The sequence below is a fragment of the Psychrobacter sp. TPE 89C genome, from assembly GCF_055522395.1.
The window spans coordinates 1-20,795 of the sequence record NZ_JBVFXW010000047.1; the positions used below are offsets into that span (position 1 = coordinate 1).

10 protein-coding genes are annotated in these 20,795 nt (G+C 42.5%); 4 read left to right on the forward strand and 6 right to left on the reverse strand.

Going from position 1 to position 20,795, the window contains the following annotated elements; translation table 11 throughout:
- From ACZW67_RS11970 to ACZW67_RS11980, 3 genes are all read right to left on the reverse strand, one after another.
- Nucleotides 1-7,537: beta strand repeat-containing protein (locus ACZW67_RS11970; protein WP_465183432.1), on the reverse strand; the 7,537-nt coding region annotated here is incomplete at its 3' end.
- A gap of 116 nt (nucleotides 7,538-7,653) precedes the next feature.
- Nucleotides 7,654-8,883 (reverse strand): two-partner secretion domain-containing protein, encoded by a 1,230-nt coding sequence (locus ACZW67_RS11975; RefSeq protein WP_465183433.1) that lies wholly within the window; start codon nucleotides 8,881-8,883, stop codon nucleotides 7,654-7,656.
- Between the two features lie 113 nt (nucleotides 8,884-8,996).
- Entirely contained in the window at nucleotides 8,997-10,790 is a 1,794-nt protein-coding gene (locus ACZW67_RS11980) for a ShlB/FhaC/HecB family hemolysin secretion/activation protein (RefSeq protein ID WP_465183434.1), read from the reverse strand.
- Nucleotides 10,791-10,946: 156 nt separating this feature from the next.
- Between ACZW67_RS11980 and ACZW67_RS11985 the strand changes: the two genes are divergently transcribed.
- From ACZW67_RS11985 to feaR, 4 genes are all read left to right on the forward strand, one after another.
- Nucleotides 10,947-11,252 (forward strand): helix-turn-helix domain-containing protein, encoded by a 306-nt coding sequence (locus tag ACZW67_RS11985; RefSeq protein WP_160022929.1) that lies wholly within the window; start codon nucleotides 10,947-10,949, stop codon nucleotides 11,250-11,252.
- Nucleotides 11,253-11,270: 18 nt separating this feature from the next.
- Complete coding sequence (locus ACZW67_RS11990; protein WP_465183435.1) at nucleotides 11,271-12,527, forward strand: type II toxin-antitoxin system HipA family toxin; 1,257 nt, start codon at nucleotides 11,271-11,273, stop codon at nucleotides 12,525-12,527.
- A 566-nt stretch (nucleotides 12,528-13,093) separates the two neighbouring features.
- Nucleotides 13,094-14,710, forward strand: coding sequence for a GMC family oxidoreductase (locus ACZW67_RS11995; RefSeq protein WP_465183436.1), 1,617 nt, complete (start codon nucleotides 13,094-13,096; stop codon nucleotides 14,708-14,710).
- A 265-nt stretch (nucleotides 14,711-14,975) separates the two neighbouring features.
- Nucleotides 14,976-15,902, forward strand: a complete 927-nt coding sequence (feaR, locus tag ACZW67_RS12000; RefSeq protein WP_465183437.1) for a transcriptional regulator FeaR — start codon at nucleotides 14,976-14,978, stop codon at nucleotides 15,900-15,902.
- Between the two features lie 4 nt (nucleotides 15,903-15,906).
- On the opposite strand, the gene ACZW67_RS12005 is transcribed toward feaR, so the two are convergent.
- From ACZW67_RS12005 to ACZW67_RS12015, 3 genes are all read right to left on the reverse strand, one after another.
- Nucleotides 15,907-16,986: an FUSC family protein gene (locus ACZW67_RS12005; protein ID WP_465183438.1), complete on the reverse strand. Its 1,080-nt coding sequence runs from the start codon at nucleotides 16,984-16,986 to the stop codon at nucleotides 15,907-15,909.
- Nucleotides 16,987-17,243: 257 nt separating this feature from the next.
- Nucleotides 17,244-18,629, reverse strand: coding sequence for an APC family permease (locus ACZW67_RS12010; RefSeq protein ID WP_465183439.1), 1,386 nt, complete (start codon nucleotides 18,627-18,629; stop codon nucleotides 17,244-17,246).
- Between the two features lie 134 nt (nucleotides 18,630-18,763).
- Nucleotides 18,764-20,188, reverse strand: a complete 1,425-nt coding sequence (locus tag ACZW67_RS12015) for an aldehyde dehydrogenase family protein (protein WP_465183440.1) — start codon at nucleotides 20,186-20,188, stop codon at nucleotides 18,764-18,766.
- Nucleotides 20,189-20,795: the final 607 nt, after the last annotated feature.

The window sequence follows — 20,795 nt, forward strand, 5'->3', positions numbered from 1 at the left end:
CGATCAAGGCAAGATTGTTGGTGGTGATGCTGGAGCCTTGGTTGACCTCGGTGTAGCTGCTGCTATTTGACTCACTTTTTGATGAGCCAATGGTGGCCTGTATACGAGTGCTGCCTATATCTTGTAGCTTGCCACCTTCTTGTAGCATACTTAATACATCTGATCCTTGCTTGGCTAAGGCTTTTGTCTTAAGAGCAGCAGCGACGCCTGCCATGCCTTTCATGCGAGCGCTGTCTGTGTTACCACCAGCATCAATGAGGTTGTCGATACTCTTGGCGCTGTCAATGAGGCTGTTTGAGACGGACACGGTCAGACCACTTTGCTTAAACTTCTGCTCGCTTTGATTGGTATAGACATCCATGACGTTATCGATATTGATGTCTTGGGCGCGGATAACGGTGTTGCCACGACTGCTGTTATCAAGGGCGTCATTGATATTTTCACTACTATCTGCACCCATACCCGCGACAATACTACTGCCTGTCTGTTGGTAAGTACCAGCAGCGTTGATAATGACGTTACCATCAATCGCACCTATGTTGCTGCCAGTATGCGTCAGTGCCGTTTGAGCATTGCTATCATCAGTTTGCTGCTTGCCGATAGTGAAGCCCATGCCGCCGCTTGTGCCGAACAGTCCTGATTTTTTGGTTTGACTAAATGAGCTTTCGCTTGAGGTGTTCTCAGCGGCTAAGATATTGACATCACCATCAGCGGTCAAACCAGTACCTGTATCACTAATAGCATTGGTACCTGTCAAGCTGATGTCTTTTCCTGCTTGCATGACAACAGTATTACCCTCGATGTTGCTACTGATGGCATTGTCGCTTTGCATGTCATAGCGGTCTTGAGTGGTCTCTTTACTTAAAAAGTCTTTGCTGATCGTTTTGGTGGCCGTGCTTAAGTTTTGGGTATAACGACCTTCTTTGAGAGTAATATCATTGTCTGCTTGTAGACCGACGGTACCTTCGTTACTGCTAATCTGTGAGGCAGTACCAGTAATGTTACTACCGGAGGTGATAACCAGATTACCACTACCATTAATTTGGCTACCGACATCGATAGATTCGCCTTGCTTAAAGTAGTTGTTGGCGTCACCAATGCTGTTGGTTTGGTAGCTGGTATTCACGGCATCAAGCGCAATGTTGCCTTTGGTATCGAGGCGGCTACTACCACCTTGGTTGTCAAAGCGTCCAGCAGCAAAGGTGGTGTCACCACCCACGTTGCCGATGAAAGTCGTTAACGCATTGCCTTCTTCATCTACTTGTCCTTTGAGGCCATCGCCAACATAGATGCTGGCAATTTGTCTGACATCTGTACGGGTACTACTACTCGCATCTTTGGCAGAACTGGTAGTATAGGTCAGGCTCTCGTTATTTAAGTCACCACCAACGTCAAGCTGCATAGCCTTATTCGCTTGCAGAGTGCCGCTTAGATTGTTTAAGTCGTTAACCGTGCCAATCTGGACATAGTCGCCTTTGATCAAACCACCATTAGCATTGGTTAGGTTAGTAGCATTAATATTAACGCTCTGATGACCGACTATACTACCTTGGTTAGTCAGGTCGCCCGATAACTGCATATCAATGCTATCAGCAGCGATTAGACTGCCTGTACCATCAATTTGTCCAATCGCTTGGCGGGTATAGACTTTGGGTACCAGTACTTGTTGACTGCTACCATCAGCGAGAGTGATCTGCTGCTGTACAAGCCATACCATATCAGTCGTGAGCTGAGCAACTTGATCATCGGTGAGCGCAATACCGGGGCGCAAGTTTAAAGTTTGAGCAGTGGTAATACCCGCATCCATCAGACCTTTGTACTGCTCATCTAAGCTGCGATAGTCACCCAGATAGTAGCGACCCGTTAATGTCATGATTTGATCACGAATATACTGCTGCTCATAATAGCCATCACCGAGACGCTTTTGAGTAATGTTAGGATCAAGCTGTAGTCGCTCTAGCATGTAGTCCGATGACAGCCAGTCTTTATAGTTCGCAAATGCAGGATCGGTCTCAACTAGGTAATCAGCATTGCTATCAGGATTAGTACCATATAAGCTACTGTTTGGCAAAGTTGGTGCACCAGCACTGCTGCGTATCTCTTCAGATGCGCTCTGTGCTATGGTGTCATTAATACTAGCAATTAAGTCTTGCGCGGCAACATTATCAATAGTATTGCCATTTTTTTGAGCATCGATCAGCGCCTGTAGCTGCTGCTTTTGAGCGTCTGTTAAGCTACTGTCTTCTGCCGTCACGAAATCTGAAAGTAAGCTTGTCGCATCGGCCAAACTTGACTCATCAACTGATGCCTCACTGTTTGCACCAGTCACTGTTTGCACATCACTCGTCAGCGTTTGAATGGCTGATTTGATACCATCTAAAGCTTGAACATCTGATACGCTATCATCTTTATAGGCAATGACTGTCTTGTCTATATTTTGGTCTAAGATTGAAAGCTGATAAGTTTCTACTGTTTCAGGCTCTGATATATAAGGCGCTACATACTTATCACGTTTACAATGCTTGTTTCCAAAAGTTCCACATGATTTAATCCAGCGCCAATATAACCTTCCATTCTCAACATGGTTCTTGGTATAGCCCACATTGTCTTCGATATCATTTTCAAGTTTATCGCCTAACAACTCAAAGCCGCTACCAGCGTTGATTTGACTTTTTTCACTTAGTAGATTATCTCCTTTAATAGTGAGATCTTTTCCAGATACGATTCGTGATGGATCTGATGTTACCACCTCATCAGTATAGGTTACTTCATTAAATCTAAACTCGTTATAGTCTTCTCCTATCTTTTCGTTGGCACCTCGTACGTATAAATCTTCACCTTTGCTATCCCAATACACCTCATCTCTTCTATACTTTGTACCAGAAGAGTTTTTTGCATATAGAACCACACCATCATTGCGTTCAACTTCTACCGTGTTTACCAACCAATCTGCATTTACATTATTAAGCGTATTAGTATCAATACTCATATCACCGACTGACTCAATAGAAGCGCCTTTATTGGTCACTGTAGTAGTACTACCTACCGCTTGATGATTGGCATCCAGACTACCGCCAATATGCAGCTCACCATTACTGATGATCTTGGCTTGACTGTTAAAATCCTCATTAAAGATATCAGCTCGTGCTGCATTTGGGTTATTATTAAACGTTTCCACACCGATATCTAGGCGCTGACGAGCGGCAATAACTGGCGCAGGATCAGAGGCTACTTCATAGTATTTCTTGTTATAAGTCGTGTTAGCATCAATCCATTCCTGGCTTAGATTAGACCCACTAACAGGCAGTATCGTCTCGTACTCAACGGCGCACCCTGGCCCAGCAACACATTCATCTACCTGAGTTTTAGTAAATACATCTGGCGTGTTATTAAGCGTGGTTGCCTCTATAGCAACGTGGTCACCGTAGATACGACCATTGCTATAGTTATTGACTGTATTACCAGCATCCAGATACGTCTTCTCACCATTGATCAAACCACGATTATCAATGTTAGTAGCAGCATTTAGCTCAGTTGTACCATTGCTAGTCAGCTCAGCACCTTTTTGGTTGCTAATACTTTGGGCATTGATAGTTAATGCGTTTTGTCCCGATAGCTGACTACTATTAGTAAAACTGCCTTGAGTGGTGAGTACGACTTCATTGGCATTTATGGTGTTGGTATTATCATAACGGATATCATTAACGATATTGATATCCGCACGTCCATTGGCAAGCACCTCACCATTGGTATTCGTAAAGTCTTTTGAGCGGATCATGATATCGTTACTGGCGGCGATACGACCACTATCATTATTGACTGCAAGCTGACGATTCGTAGCGTCCGTATCGACAATCGAGATGTCATTACTTTGGATACTGCCCGCTTGGTTATTAATCTGATTGCCCGCGGTGAGCATCAATTTATTATTAGCCAATAGCTGACCGCTTTGGTTATTTATCGTGCTCGCATTAATACTTATTGCGTCATTGGCGATAATACCTTGCGACTTATCCTCACTATCCTGTTTGGTGTTTTGGTTGTTTAATACACCCGTAGTCATGTCAATGTTAGTACCAGCCTGAATCAAGCTGCCTGCGACGTTATTATCAATACGGCCACTATTAGCATCACCTACCGTCAAGTTGATAGTGTCTGCTATTATTTGACCACCCTGATTGTCTAAGGCATCGCTATTATTCGCTGTTAGCGTTAACGCTTCTGCTGCCTGCAATAACCCTTTTACGTTATTGACAGTCTCATCTGATGCGGTATCAATCGTGAGCTGTTTGGCTGAGATGATGCCCGATTGGTTATTAATACCATCAACATCAATATCTGCCGTACCATTGGCTAAAATACCTGTTTGCGGGTTATTCACGGTATTGGTGTTTTTATTATTCAGATTGCCCTTAGCATTGATACTGAGGGCTTGGTCAGCATTCGTTTGTGCAATTAAACCGTTTTCGTTATTTATATCAGCATTGCTGTTCAGCGTGATAGCACCACCCGATAGCACACCTTCTTTATTGTTTATCGTACTACCAGCTTGGATATCTAACTGGTTACTAGCCGCGATAATCCCTTGGTTTTTGATATCTTGACTAGAAACAATTGCCGTATCACCAGCAGCACTAATCTGGCCGCCTATCTGATTGTCTACGCTAGTTGCATTAATGGTTAAATCTTGGGCCAAGGCGGCGATTTGAGCTGAATTAGCAAGCGTACCAGCTTGCAGCATCATGTTTTCATCACTAGCAATAATGGCGTTGCTGTTATTGTCTAGTGCATTGGTGGTATTGATCTCTGCAAACCCTTTTGCCATGATCGTGGCACTGTCACTGTTCGTTAACTGGTCACTATTAATCGTCAGGTTATTGCCACTTTGGATATAGGCTTTGTCTCCTTGATTACTGACTGATTCGCTACTCAAATTTAGGTCACCGCTTTGGCTAACCAATTGACCATTATTATTCGTCAGTGTTTTAGCATTCAAATTGAGAGTATCGCCTTGTATCGCACCCTCAGAATTATCTAAATCACCAGATACCTTAGTGGTTAACGCTTGAGTGCTGACAATAGTACCCTGTATGTTACTAAGCTGATTGGCTGTCACATTTGCCGAACCGTCTCCACCATGAACAATCGTACCTTCCGTGTTATCAAGCGTACTTTTGCTATCGATATTTAGTGAAATAGCATTGCCACCGATAACGCCTTTTTGGTTATTGATAGTGCCATTTGTTACTAAGTTAAAAGCTTGTTTACCTGTTTGATTGATCGTACCTGCCACATTTGATAGCTCATTAACTTGCCAATCAAACTGACCTGCTTGTAATACGCCGCCATCATTACTCAGCTTGCCATTGGTATTTAAGCTTGCCAACCCTGTCACATTGGTATTGGCTTTATCTAAGCGAATATCACCCGTGCTCGCTGTCAGTGATAGGTTGTTACTTTGATTACGACTATCCGTCAAATCAAGCTCACCACCTTCTAACTCAATGTTACCAGTGGCAATATTAGTACCCGCATTGCTTTGTTTTTCTATGCTGTTAACGGTTAAATTTGACGTCGTATTACTAAGCACTCCTGTTGGCGTTAATCCTGCTATCAGCTGTCCATCAGCACTTTGCACCAGACTGCCTGTATTCACGGTGGTATTGCCCTGGGCAGCAATACTGCCTGTGTTACTCATCGCGCCTTGGTTGGCGATATCTACATCAGCTTGGCTGTATAGGCTGCCACTGTTGGTCAAAGTGCGAGTTTTAAGACTCAAATCATTGATGCTTGAAATTTGTCCTTTGTTGTCTATATCACTAGCAGTGACCGCAAGACTACCCTTATCGCTCGCAACAATGCCTGTACCTGCATTGGTGAAGCTATCTTGTATCTGTAACTGATTATTACTAGATGCTGTATTTTTTGCGGCAGTTTGGGTATTAACCGCGACAATACGCCCATCTGTGTTATCGAGATTTTGTGCGCTGATAGTGAAGCGATTGGCTTGTACCACCCCTGATGTGTTATCGATATCTTTGGCGATTTGCCAAGCTTGCTCACTTAAACTTAATATTTCACCAGCATTATTATTCACACTGTCTGCATTAATGCTTAAACGACTGTCATCATTGCTACTTGTACCAGCGTGAATAATTTTTCCGCTACTGTTATCGAGGGTCGTGGTATTCAGTGTTAGGTTGTCTGAATTACTCCCAATCTCACCACGTGTGTTGTCGATGCCATCTACCAGTGCAAGCGTTAGGTCTTGTTTGCCCGTTTGTGTCAGCTTGCCATCGGTGTTGTTTAAGCGCTGGGCGTCAATCTCTAGCACACGACCACTTAGGATGCCTGATGTATTATCTAAAGTGCCATTTGTACTGCTTAAAGTAAGCGTGTCTGTCGCTGTTATCGAAGCATTTGTGGTATTGATACCAGTACGGGCAGTTGTATTAATACTGCTACCTTGAGTATTGCTGTCTGACAGATTAATGTCATCACCGCTTAAGCTCATATCGCCTGTAGCAATATGATTGCCTTGGCTAATGATATCGCTGCTCGCTAGAACATTAAGATTTGCACTGTTGTTTAGCAATGTCCCATCAGCACTCATCCCTGCGACCAAGCTACCACTGTCTGTCTGTCTGAGACTATCAGTCGTCATATCAACATTACCGCCACTAGCAATAGTGCCACTGTTGTTGATGGTGTCTGTCGCGGTTACTTGTGTGTCAGTTTTACCATAGAGCTGGCCACTGTTGTTAACGCTATCCGAGCTCGTCGTCAGACTGCCTTGCGCGGTAATTTGGCCGCTATCATTATCCAGAGATGTACTGGTAATGACGGCATCTTTAGCACTATTGATCGCACCTTTAGTGTTCGTTAGATCACCACGACTGTTGATCGTTAACTCTTCTTGCGATATCAACTTACCACTGCTGTTGTTAATATGATGACTGTCGGTATGTAACTTGGCACTACTTTGAATAAAACCTGAGTTATTATTGATATCACCATTTGCATTCAGCGTGATATCACCATTACTGGCAAGCGTCCCTTTGGTATTATCAATATCACTATTTGTGCTGATATTAATGCCAGTATTGGTGATAACCTGACCTTCAGTATTATCAAAGTCAGTTAATTGCCAATCTATCGACTCAAGTTGCAGGCGGCTGTCGGTATTAGAGACATTACCATTATCAGTGATATCAAGGGTGCTGACCGCTAAGCTGGATTTATCTTGGTTGGCCACGCTATCTGCCGACACATTGATATCACCATTTGTATAAATGCTGCCTGTGTTGGTCAGATTGCCCGTATTAATACGGCCGTTTTGAGTGATGATAGGTAATGGTTCAGGTGTCACCGTTGATTGCGAACTACCATCTGTACTTGATTCAATACTGCTGCCGTTAATAGCGGTGCTTGGTGGCGTAGTCGTTGGGTTAGTAGGCGAGCTGGTGTTATCCGCGTATAGCGCTTGACCGATGACAGCACTTTGCTGATTGATAAGTTTCTTGGCTGTAATAGACAAGTTACCAGTGCCCGTTTGTAGCAGTTTACCGCTATTTTTGAGTGCTGCAGACTGTATGTCAAAGCTACCAGCGGCTATCTCACCTAAGTTATCTATATTGCCAGTTTGCTGCGAGGTTAACGCATCATAACGCCGCTGTTTATTAGAGCACTACTCTTAAGGTCGACACTGCCGCGCGAGCTTGCAATAGTCCCTGAGTTATCAATGCTGGAACCTTTAGTGTTGATATCTACTTTGTTTTGATTGGCAACGAGGCTGCCTGAGTTAATCAAATTGCCATTACTGTCTAATTGTAGACCGCCAGAGCTTGCGATAATACTACCCGCGTTGGTAACCCCCATGCCCTTTTCTGTACCAATCAGACGGATCTTCCCTGCATACATCGCACCCAATGCCGAAACATCAAGCGCCACACCCGTCGCTTGATTGCGGCTATTGGTTGCACCGTTAGAAGTAATGACAGTATCTTTGGCATCCGCCTCATAGCTGACTTTATTGCTACCGGTGATGATATCTAGGTTTTTGGCATAAACACCGGCATTAATATCAGTGGTTTTAGCAATGATTTGAGTGTAATCGCTACTGCTAGTATCTAAGCCATCACCATCGATACGAACCTTACCACCTGTCACATCAAAGCCAGTGAGCTTGCCTTGATCCATGAGTGCTTGACCGGTCGTCAACGTGGTACGGGATGCGTTGATAAAACCGCAGCCAGCACAGCTGATACCTGCAGGGTTGGCGATAATCAACTCAGCCTTACCACCCGCAATCTCAGTATAGCCACCCAGACGGCTCGGATCGCTTGAATTGACTTCATTTAAGATAACGCGCGCTTCACCGCGTGCTAGATAAGGATTGCCTTCTACCCAACCAGCAATCTGAGTCTGAGCATTGGTACGGCTATTGTTAAGAATGGCACCATCAGAACCGACATCGAATTGACTAAAGACATTACGCGAGACGCCAGCAGCACTTGGCGTCTGAATGTTGACTTGGGTCTTGCCATTTGATGCTTTCAAGATGGCCGCTTGCTGAGCAGCGGCGGCATTACGATCAGCGACTATTTTGGTATTATCAGCATAAGCACTGTTGCTAACACTCGTGCTAATGATAGTCGCCATACCAAGCGCTAGCAGTAGATGCGAGCGTAAACTATTCAGCTGACCACCTTGGTAATAACCGTTAGTGTGAGTCGTTGTTTGTGACCCAGCAGCAATTTGACTGATTGAACTGCCACCCTCTCTAGGGTTGCTGGTTTTACCTTGAGAGCGTGCTGCCTCTGACACCACCATGAGCATTCCGCGGGCTTTGTTAAAAATAACTCGGTAGCATTGAGCGTTCATTGTGATGTCCTTTGAGGGAGTATTTATTGAATAGATTATTCGATAGAATTTATTAAAGCGGGTTTATGACCAATCTTGGATACGGCATAAATGATAGTGCTAGTTATTGAGGGTTAGTACTGCCACCCTAAACTAAAACCAGTGACCCACTCTTTGTCACTGAAACCGTCTGGCTGGGCTAGCGGATAGCCAGCAAACAAGTCATAACTGGTTCTAATTGGCGTGACGTAGCCTTTGACGCCCACAACCCCGCCAACCAAATGATTGCCTAACAGCAGATCATCTTGAGCATCATTATCAAGCTTCACATAGCCTGCATCGACACCAGCATAAACGGCGTGAGGCTTATCACCAAGATAGGCACTCAGCTCTTGCTTTAGAATCGCACCGTGATCGCCGCTTAAACTGCGCTCACCATCGAAGCCACGTACACTATAACGTCCACCAATACTCAAACGTTCATTCGGTACCAATGCCTCAGTCGCATACTGCCCAGTAAAAGAAGCATGGTAATTCAACGCTTGATTGGCAATTTGCATAGGATGATTCACATCAACTCCTACTTTTACGATACCCGCACGCGCACTACCTTCATTAAACAGGGCTTCAGGCGGATCAATCGCATCAAAGGCACCTGTACCGCGCTGATACATGACATCACCTACCCATTGGGTTTTACCAATAATGGTCTCGTAGCCAATGCCTGCTTTATAGCCTGCCGTACGGCGACGCTGTACTTCCACTTCCGTATCATCAATAAAGTTGCTTTGTTGTTTGGTGTAACCACCTGCTTTTAAATACGTTTTGCTGTGGCTGTCACGATGGACCAAATGGCTGACGAGCGCTTCGGTGTTATAAGAGTCGCCGCTATAAACGTAGTCTTGGTTGGCGCCCGCAATGGTTTGATCATAGTTATAGCCACTGTGGGTCAGTGTTAGTTGGGTATTATTGATGGGCAACACATAGCCGATGTTATAGCCCCAACTACCATTATCTTCGCCATCACCGCCACCATCTAAATTGTGGTTATAAGATAGGTAGAACAAATCGTTTTGCCAGGTTGGATTGTCTAGTGATAGCGTGACATTACCTTGATAGACACCTGTACTTTCCTGCCCTGAATCATCAATAGAAGCAGACAGGCGCCAGCGCTTGTCTTGCTGCCATTTAACTTGGATATCACTATAACCAGGCTCGGTCATTCGACTGCTAGGTGCAATGGAGAAATCTGCGTCAGCGGTTGGTACGCGCTTAAAGTTTTCTAGTGACTGCTCGATATCCCGGACATTAAGCAAATCACCAGACTGCATCGGCATAGCAGGTGCAAAGTTGGCAGGGTTGCCGCTATTATCAATATAAACAGGACGACTGGCTTGAACATCGACAGCGGTAATTTGATCAATACGACCGGGAATGAGAGTAAGCGTTAAGTGACCAGATTTGAGGTTTTGGTTCTGCACCAATACCCGAGTGGTGACGTAACCTTTTTCGATAATCCGGTTCTGTACATTGGTGACCAGCTGGTTGATATCATTGACTGATAGACAGCTGCCCAGTAGGGATGATTTACCTTTGGTATAAGGCATGAGTGCGAAAGTAAATTTTTCGCTCAGCTCACCTATTAGGTAGATATGGTCAATATCGAAACAAGGAGCTGAAGCAGCATCAGTATTCTGAGAGCTGGCGGGCACTATAGAAGTGGAAGGTGCTTGTTGATACGTATCAGTATTTATATTGACATTGGGCTTAACCAATTGTTGCTGTTTTAAGGCTTCACTACGCTGCTCTTGATACTGCTCAGGCGTAATCGCATTGGCATTGACACCCATACAAATGCTGATAATACTGACCGTTAAAAGGCTTAAAGTGTGGCCAGCTATATTGGTTCTCGAAATACTTGTATACATAAGTCCACCATTTTTATAGTGAAAGGATTATGTATAGAACAGGTATTTATTGCAAGTATTTTTTTATAATTATTATCTTTATAAAAACAAGAATTCATATTTGAATGACTAAGTGCTAAAATATTAGTTTAACACTCTTATATGAATGATTGTATTATGAACATAAGATTTGATTTTTATACGCCAAGTGAAATTTCTCAGATTTTAGGTGAACGCTTAAAAACGCAGCGACTGGCATTAAACTTAACACAAGCCGCTTTAGCAGATAAGGCTGGTACTGGCATCAGTACTGTTGCTCGTATTGAGTCTGGTCAGGGCGGTACACTAGACAATATAATCAGGCTCGCTATGGCTCTTGGCATGGTAAATCACTTTTCTGAATTATTTGATGTAGTGCCTACCAATATAGAAGATGTTATCGCTAAACAAAATCCACGCTTGCGCGCCTCAAATAAAAGCTGATATAAGGTAGCCACCTCAATGCATCAACCGATATCAATTGTCAATATTTACTACCAAGGATTCGGAGACAAACGTCTTATCGGTAAATTAACGATGGATGGACGACGCCCTACCTTTGGCTATGATGCGGCGTGGCTGACTGATGGACTGAATTTATCACCAATTGAGATGCCCTTACGATCAGCACCTTATTATGGTACTCATGCGTCGAGCCATTATCTATGCGGATTATTATCCGACAGCTTACCTGATGGTTGGGGAATGCTGCTCATGGATAGGTTCTTTCGAAAAACAATGTCTCATGCTACGTCAATCAATGTTTTAGATGGCCTCGCTTATATTGGTAATTCAGCAATGGGAGCACTTAGTTTTGAGCCACAACAAGATTTATCAGGCGCTGATATCGATATTAATGATTTTACTTTAGCCAAACTGGCCGCTGCCAATCAATCGATTTTATCCGGACAAGATAGTGACATATTGGCTGAGCTCATCGTCATCGGTGGCTCACCACAAGGTGCAAGACCAAAAGCACTTGTCCTATATGATGAAGCAACCGAGTTTATTACTACGGACTTAACAAGCGAACAGCCATCCGCAGCGCCGTGGCTGATTAAGTTCCCCGCCCAATCTGAGCATAAAAGCATTTGTCTATTAGAATCACTTTATGCTGATAGGGCTAAGCAAGCAGGCCTAAACATGCCTGCGCATCATTATTTTGATATCGGTGAAAAACATGCTGCTTTTGGGGTTAAACGGTTTGATCGTATCGGTAGTCAAAGAGTTCATGTACATACACTGGCGGGCTTGTTGGATATTGACTTTCGGATTCCTTCTTTAGATTATTTGCAGTACCTACGTTGCGTGCGTATGTTGACCCAATCACAACTTGCTGTAGAATCCGCTTTTAGACATGCGGTGTTTAATGTCATCTTTAACAATAAAGACGATCATAGCAAGAACTTCTCTTTTATGATGGACAAGGCTGGCAGGTGGTCGTTATCGCCTGTCTATGATCTCGCTTATAACTCAGGTATGAATGGTTATCACCAGATGGACATAGCAGGTGAAGCTCAGCATCCTACCCTTTCACACTTATTAAAGTTGGCTAAACTTGCTGATATTAAGCAAAACAAGGCACAAGCTACTATTGATCAGGTAGCATCAGTTGCTGAGAATTTTTTGACTGTTATTAAAGATCATAACATCGAGAAAGAATTATCAAATCAGGTCATTCATGATATAAAAGTCAATATCAATCGGATGGCAAGTTGATAGTGCTATACAAGTTGTTAAATTTGTTGTTAAAAATAATATTTACAACCATAAAACCCTTATATTAAAAGGCTTTTACTAAGTTAATCGTTGCGTGGTGGACGCACCATCAAATATTATCAGAAGCAATTGAAAGACCTCACAACCTACCAGTTGTGAGGTCTTTTCATGTCTCATCGCATCATAACATTGCATCACTTACGAACCCTTTTCATACAAGATACCGAATATCTGGAATCAATACTTACGCCAATCCGCTCATACTTTTAGGTCGTCCAAACTTATTCAAGATATAAGCGTAACTCCCCACTCTCAAAATACAAAAAAGCCTTTCAATCTTTAGATTTCATAGCTTGAAAGGATTTATCTATTCCATTTTTATCTAGGTAAACGTCTTAATGTTGGGGTTTGAATGCTACAACCACTTGTTGAATAGTATTTTACAGAGTTTATAAAGATTAATGATATGGCAAGAAATGCTCTATTTATGGCACGAGTTGTCAAGCGACCATGAATTGTATCTGCGTATAATCATGAGACACCCATGGTAATACAAGGATAAGTATATGGCAGCTTCTGAGTTTGATTATATTATTGCAGGTGCAGGATCAGCAGGTTGTGCCATTGCCGCGCGATTGATTCAAGCCGATGTAGGTACTGTGTTGTTGCTAGAAGCCGGCCCCAAAGACAGCAGCTTATTCCATAAAATTCCAGCCACTGTACTTCAAGTCTTTCAAAAAAAATCTTGGGCATACACCACCCTACCTCAAAAAGAATGTAATAACCGTGAAATGCTGATTGCTCAAGGCAAAGTGCTTGGCGGTGGTAGTTCTGTCAATGGCATGATTTATATTCGCGGTCAAAAAGAAGACTATGACGATTGGAAAAACCACTGGGGATGCGATGGTTGGGGTTATGATGATGTTCTACCATTTTTCAAAAACGCCGAAGCCAATGAAAGCTTGGGTGATAAATACCACGGCGAAACAGGCGCGGTTCCCGTTAGTGAAAACAGATATCGCCACCCATTAACACAGGCTTGTATTCGAGCATGCCAGCAAATGGGCTTGCCTTATACCAATGATTTTAATGGCGCCTCACAAGAAGGTGTTGGCTTTTATCAAACAACGACCAAAAATGGCGAACGCGCAAGTACCTCTAAAACCTATTTAGAGTCGGTTAAAAACAGCCCTAACTTAACCGTACTGACAGAAGCCTTAGTACACAAGGTCACAATACAAGATAATGTCGCGTCTGGCGTTGAGTACTCTGTCAAAGGTGGTCAAACAATAACTGCCAAAGCCCGAAAAGAAGTAATTATCTCATCGGGTGCATTTGGTAGTCCTAAAATATTATTGCTTTCTGGTATAGGCCCTAAAGCACATCTTGATGAGATGGGTATTGAGGTTAAAGCAGACCTTCCTGTTGGTGAAAACTTCCACGATCATCAACACATGTCAATCAACGCGACAACCAAAGAAGACATTAGTATTTTTGGTCAAGACAAAGGCTTATCTGCTATCAAACACATGCTTCAATGGCTGTCTTCTCGCTCAGGGTTAATGACCAGTAATATTTTAGAGGGTGGCGCGTTTATTGATAGTGAAAACGTAGGGCGTCCAGATATTCAGTTTCACTTTTTACCTTTACTAGACAATTTTGATAATACCCCTGGAGAGAAACCAGAAGCTGAAGGTCATGGCGTGTCTATCAAAGTGGGCCACTTAAGGTCAAAATCACGAGGCCTTGTCCGCTTAAAGTCAACCAACCCTAACGATTTGGTCGAAATTGATGCGCAAATACTATCGCACCCAGACGATTTAAAAAATCAAATACGGGCGGTGCAAACCGCTTTAAAGGCGATGCAACAGCCAGCATTGAAGCATATTATTAAAAAAGTGGTTGAGCCTAATAATATCGCTATCGATGACTATGAAGGGCTTAAAACGTTCGTTCGAGAAAATATCAAAACGGTTTATCATCCGGGTGGCACATGCAAAATGGGTACAAACCCTAATGACGCGGTAACCGACCTAGCGCTCAAGGTGCATGGTGTGGAAAACCTTCGGGTCATTGATTTATCTATTTGCCCGCAATTGCCTAGTGGCAATACCAATGCGGTTGCGATGATGATTGGCGAGCGCGGTGCTGACCTTATTATTAATGAAGCGTCAAAAGAGTAATTGTTGTCTGCCCGATATTAGCGAAACAGATAAAACGTTGATACTAAGAGTGCTAGCAAAGATACAATGAGTTGTAACCATCAAAATAAAGAAGCACTCAGGCCAAGCCGCTAATATCGGGGTATTTACCAAAAAACTTTTATCAAATAACACTTACCCATAAAAGCAATTATTTATTTTACTTTTCAACTAATTATCTTCTCATTATGCTATTTTTAATGATATGAAAATATCTTTTGAATTCTTCGGTGCATAGGAGAGGTAGATGTTAAGTTTAGAACGTTGGGAGCAGTCCCTTCAGTATATTCGCGGTGATTTTTGTACTCAACCACATAGCTATACCACATTTTTTGGTGAGATTAAGTCAAGCAATTATGACGGGTTAGAAGTTGCCTACATAGAAACCAATGCTCAAAAAATAGATCACGTATTCAGTTCACTTAAAGAAAACAGACACTACTTTGTGGTTTGGCAACAAAAAGGGGCAATGGTTTTTTCACATGTTCAGCACGAACAAATTTTGTTGCAGCCTGATGAAATCATACTGGTTGATCCTGCTGCTAGCTATAGCATGTACCCTCAAGGTTTAGTACAACAGCTGGTGGTTCATATACCAAGGTGTGAATGGAACAATATTGGAATAAATCACAAATCGCTCTTTTATAAACTGTCACCACATCAAACCAGTACCAAAGTCTTGTTAACCATCTTAAAACAATTGGCGTATGCACCACCCTCTCAGCATAATGGCGAAGGCCAAGCCATACAGCAGGCCATTAGCGCTTTAATACAACCAAGCATCGATAATAATAGTATTGATACTACTCTCTCCTTAAAAAGAATGGCTCGGCAACACATTTTACGATTGCTTCCTGATACAGACTTATGCCCCGAACGATTAGCAGAAGAGATGAAAATGTCAAAGCGCTCACTTTATCGGCTTTTTGCGGAAGATAATATCAGTATTGCCCGCCTTATCTTAAATACGCGGATTGAGCAATGCTGTAAAGAACTGGTTGAGTCCGATAGGTCAAATAAGCCGCTGTCGTTAACCGAGGTGGCTTTTCGTTGGGGGTTTTCTGACACCTCTCAATTTTCTCGTTCTTTTAAACGTATTAAAGGAGTGTCGCCTAGTGTATGGCGCGAATCCCAGTTAGTGCCCTACAGTGAGTTGCATCCACACCAAATGTGATTTATTACCCAAACCGAACTACTAGCCATTGTTCTAGCCGTTGTATTGGTTTACGTAGCACAGTTGAATGCATCGCTATACCACCACTTAATCCTATCACGCAGCCTAAAGCAGTATCGATCAAACGCGCTTGGATAACCGATTGATAGTTTTGGACGGAAGCTGGCAAGTCGCTGCCATATTCAGCAATAAATATTGTTAGCGGTGTAATAAATACTACTGCTAGTCCATAATGTCGATCAATCAGTGACTCAATGCATAGCATCATTACAAATATAATAATTGCAACCTCCCACATAAGTAAATCAAACGATAGCAGCCAAGTCGCTAGACCTACACCAACCACAGTACCTAGTAGTCGGTGTAACTGTTTGATCCACATGGTACGCAATTGAATACCTTGAATAATAATAAAGCAACTGACAGAGGCCCAATAAGGATAAGGCATATTTAGTAAGACAGCCACTAATAAGGCTAGACTGACAAACCCTGTCACTATAATACTCTCGCTGATAATATCTGGCTTATAGCTATAATGTGGAGCTTGCAGCGTCTGCCTGGTTGCCAATAAAAATAACGAATACAGCAATGCCATGATCATAGAAAACCCACTGCCAAGCATCACTAACCCACTGGCCGACAGCAGCTCAGTTAAAGGTATCGGTATAAATAATGCGATAGCACCCGCCATCATTACAAACAATCCTGCAGGTGGCTGCTGCTGATAATAGCGACCGAGCCCTACAATACCGAAGGCCATTATCGTAAATACTGGTAGCTTGAGTATAGGAACTTGCTGAGCGATTGCGCCAAGCGCAAAACACAGCGACATAGCAAACCCCCATGCCATTATAGTGACAAGACGGTATGCAAGCGACCCTACTAGTGGCAAATTAAGTATAATCATTGCCCCTAGTGAAGCCTTCACGCCTGAAGATAAAGCATCGAAATAAGCGCCAATAAATACTGGAAAACTAATAGCAATAGCACTGATAATAGGTAGATGCCATGGCCTGCGACTTTGAGTCACCGTAAGTAAGTGCTTAATGTCATTCCGTAGTAAGCGCTTAATAGTAGTTAGCAAAACGTTGTTCCTTTCTTTTCTTTTTTATGATTAGCAATCGTGCTATAGCCAAATTCATATAAATACGATTATTGGGCGTAAACCCCATCGGCTAGTCAGTTCTAATATTAGTGAAAAAGGTTACCAACACTATGCTTAGCATAATATTAGTAACCTTTCTTATTTGATTTTTACTTTAGTAAGATAATAATTACTGATGTTTAATCTTAAGTCTTTCTTATTAAACTTACTGGTTAGTTGATATTGTTAATATTGCTTTACGAATCTATGTCTATAGCATCAGCCTCAAACAGACCTTTTTTCATATAGAACTTAACCCAAAGTGCCGCAATAATACTAATAATTAATAACATTCCTCCAAAGATTTGGAAAATCATTGCCGTCATCTCTGGTGCTGGCGAGCTATTAATAATGACGTACACCATGGCAACAATACCCAATACTTGTGGGACAGGATAAAACGGTGTGCGATATGGACGTGAATGATTGGGTATGCGGCGGCGCAAGACCATGACATCGATATGCGCAATAATATAAGCAAGTAGATAACTGATGGTGGCTGCGATAACCATGGGAATGACTGAGTCAATAGAAAGCCCTAAAAAAGGAATACAGATAAAGACTGTCATGACTACTATCGCAATCCAAGGCGCACCAAAACGGTTAGCCGTTTTAAAGACTGGGAGCGTCTGCTTTTGCTCAGCCATACCATGTAGCATACGTGGTATAGCGGCTAAAATAGTGTTAGCACTACTGAAAGTGGCAGCCAATGCCATGACTGTCGCAATTAACAAACCTGCGGTTCCGAATAATGACATGGCATAATCAACATAAGGGACATTTGATTCAAGTATTGTCTCAACGCTTAAAAACTGACTAGCGCCATAAACAAAAATCAGATACATAAAAAAGATAATAGTAACTGAAATATGCATAGACTTTGGAATGTTACTATTTGGATCTTTAACCTCATTAATCATTGGACATATAAATTCAGCACCTACAAATAACCACATTGCCAAGGCAATAAGACCAATGAAACTACCATTTGTCACGCCAGCCATACCAAAATCTACAGTCGTACCTACAATTTCTGCTGGAGCCGTAAGATGCAAACTTGCTACCAACCCAATTAACAATATCGCGGACACCATAATAACAACGATCAAGTTTTGAACTTTGGCAAAGACATCAATCCCTCTGATATTAGTCACACATAGAAATAACAAGATTAGTATCGGTACAACCTTTGCAGGTAACATGCCTGGCAATAACGCATCAAGCATAGCCTCTACCAAAAACAGCTCTACCGTTACGCCTAATATCCCCACCAGAACATAGCCCGCATATACCGAAACAATAGCGGGGAAATGACCGATTGCTTTTTGGGTATAAGTGGCCAGTGTTCCCTCTGCTGGAAACATCAGTGATAACTCAGCGAAGCTCATGATATTAAAGTGAGCGATCACCAAAGCAGCAACCATTGCAGCTATAAAAGCGCTGCCTCCGATGCCAATACCTTGTAAGGCAGATATCATAGCTCCTTGAGCTACAACCAAGCCGATACATATGGATACCATAGTCAGCAAACCAATCTTTTTGGCTGCCGCTATACGGGGGCTTGTATTAATAGTTTCTGTCATGATATATAACCTATATGGTCAAGGGTATGTCTACCTAAGATGCAAAGATGCCATTTCGGATGTATCTGACTTCCTGTCAATGTTCAACTTATTTTAGGATAAGACATACGTAAATATAATCTCTAAAATAGAGGTTAAGATTTAGAGGTTTGCATGGTCTGTATAGAGGTAAACTCCTTTAGTCCAGCTTCACCAAATGCAACACCGAATCCTGAATCTTTTACACCACCAAACGGGGCATCAGGTTGTACCATGGCATGATTATTGATCCAAACGGTGCCACATTCTAAACGTGAGCCGATGCTCTGTGCTTTTTCGATGTCTGTTGACCAAACTGAACCGCCAAGCCCGACTGCGAGACGGTTAGCACTGGTAATCGCTTCTTCTACATCGCTAAACTTAATAATCGGTAGAATAGGTCCAAACTGTTCTTCATCAACCAAGCGCGCACCATCTTGAATATTATTCACTAACGTTATTGGATAGAAATAGCCTGTTTCGTCCACCACTTCCCCGCCACATAAAAAGTTAGCACCGCGCTCTTTGGCATCTTGAGCAAGCGCTTTTACAATATCTAGCTGCTTCTCATTTTGTAGCGGCCCAAAGTCTGTATCCACATCAAGTCCATTACCCGTTTTCATGCTGTTGGCTATGTTGGTCATGGCTTCACAAAGCTGCTCGTATACTGCTTCGTGTACATAAAGTCTTTTTAATGCCGCACACGTTTGGCCATTGTTGATAAACGATGTGGCAAAAATCTTACCTGCAATAGCCTCAATATCGGCATCAGCCAATACAATACCGGCATCGTTACCGCCAAGCTCAAGCGTTAAACGCTTTAGGTTTTCGGCAGCGCTTTTCATGATGACTTTACCTGTTGGGGTTGAGCCGGTAAAAATAATTTTATCAATATCTCTATGTGAAGACATTGCACCGCCAATCTCACCTGCACCAGCCACTACGTTCAAAACACCTTTTGGCAAAATATCTTTGGCAATTTCGCCAAGAAACAAAGTCGTCAACGGTGTCATCTCTGAAGGTTTGATAACGACTGTATTACCCGTAATCAAAGCAGGAATCATGTGCCAAATACCGATTAGCAATGGATAGTTCCACGGCGTAATAGAACCCACCACGCCGAGTGCCTTACGGTGAATAGCTATGTGTGCGGCATCGTTGTCTTGAATGGTTTCTGGTGTCAGCTCCATGCTGGCAGTGCTGCGTATCCATGCGAGCGTACCACCAAATTCAAAGCCTGCCCCCAAATCAGCGAAACCATTGATAGGCTTGCCTTGCTCTTTGGTTAACAGGGTTATAAATGCCTCGCTCTTGGCTTCAACGGCATCCGCAAGCTGCATCAATTTATCTCGGCGTTCTGCATAGGTGAGTGCTGACCAAGCAGGAAATGCCGCTTTAGCTGCGGCGACCGCAGTATTTAATTGTTCAACACTGGCTTTTGGACAGCGTGCAACAACTGATTTATCAGCTGGATTGATAACGTCAAAATAGTCTTTCGTTGACACTTTTTCGCCGTCGATAATTAAATTAAATTCTTGCATGACACTAACCCTTATCGTAAAAATTGTGATGGATGATTTATGTGATTAAAAAATTATGGTTGATAAAACCCCGTCATTTATCGTTAATTTGACGCATGTTAAAAAAATGCTCTAGACATATCATCTGTGAGTATCACCTCATCAATATGTTGTCCATAAGCCACTACCCGTCGACCATGGACAGGTATTAAATTACTGGTTGAAGTTATATGCATCGCTCTGTTTAAGAGCTCATGATCATAGTTTTTAGTATTGATGATATGGCTATTTTTTTGGCCGTTTGAACTGGGAAGTTTGTGTATCATAGATAACGTCCTTGTTGTCTAAAGATAGAATTGAGGGAATGGTGTTATTTGCACTAAACCTGATAGCGAGCCAATAGATATTTAATATTAGCGATCTACCAACAAAAATTTGTGATGCTCCAATTGAATCAGCAGCTCGATCAACCTGTATCAAGGATTACTACTGAGTATATAAAAATAAACAATAGTTTTGTTTTTATATATTTAAAGATAATTATGGATACCTCTTATTCATACCTATTTTTATCTTTTATCAAATTGGTATATAATGAATATACTAGATAGTTGAACATTCAACAATT